Annotated in this window: 2 protein-coding genes; both read right to left on the reverse strand. The window is 40.8% G+C overall.

What is annotated here, in order from left to right:
* On the reverse strand, nucleotides 1–270 hold a 270-nt coding region (locus tag OB13_RS20695), incomplete at its 3' end, for a hypothetical protein (RefSeq protein WP_461492082.1).
* Nucleotides 271–325: 55 nt separating this feature from the next.
* Nucleotides 326–664 carry a hypothetical protein gene (locus OB13_RS20700; protein ID WP_461492083.1) on the reverse strand — a complete coding sequence of 113 codons (339 nt, stop codon included), beginning with the start codon at nucleotides 662–664 and terminating at the stop codon, nucleotides 326–328.
* Between the last annotated feature and the right edge of the window lie 126 nt (nucleotides 665–790).

A 790-nucleotide genomic window follows, 5' to 3' on the forward strand; every position in this document is an offset into this window, starting at 1 on the left:
TATCCCCGTTGCTACAAATTGAGTAGGAGGTTTATAACTGAAATGACTATGAGGATAGAGCTTACCCTTAATGAAGAAAAGAATTACTCCTGAACCCCAGTTAAGCACTTTAACCACCTGTTTCTTCTCACCTACACTGATGTCTCTTATTGGCCTAATACAGATTACATCAAAGGGACAATGGGCTCTCTGCAACCTATACCTTGAAAGAAACAGGCAGCTAGTGGAGAACCTGCTAGGCTCAGGGCTGAGCAATGCATTTGATATCATATTAAATGCTTTAATAGAAAAGGGCTAGCACATTTGCTAACCCTTAAATCTGAATCTAAGCTGCCTCCCTCCCAAACACTTCCTGCTCCATGGTCCTCTCCACTGGGTCATAGTAGTAGGTATGAGCCAGTGAGATAAGCTCATCTGTTCCTGGAATGTGATAATCATAAGGGTCACACTCCAGCTTTTCAATTTTCCCAGGTAGTTGCTTACCAATCAAGCCTCTACACATCAGGTCATTGAAGGTACATGGAATGGTGCAGGTTTTGGCGGTGGCATAGAACCTGCCTGATTCCTTTGACTGAATCAGCTCTAATTCCCCCTGCAGAACCAACACATTGAAATCCTCTTCAGCTGTGTTTTTTCTTTTTGCAAAATCAATTATTGTTACCATAAAACATATAAGTTAGATTGTCCTAGAGGGGTACCTCCCCTCTCTAAGACTGGGGGGGAGTTTAGGTGGGGTAATAACTCAAAAGCATTTTCTTATAAAAAATATTAATTTTAAAAAATGAATATT

The sequence above is a fragment of the Pontibacter sp. HJ8 genome (genome assembly GCF_054824225.1).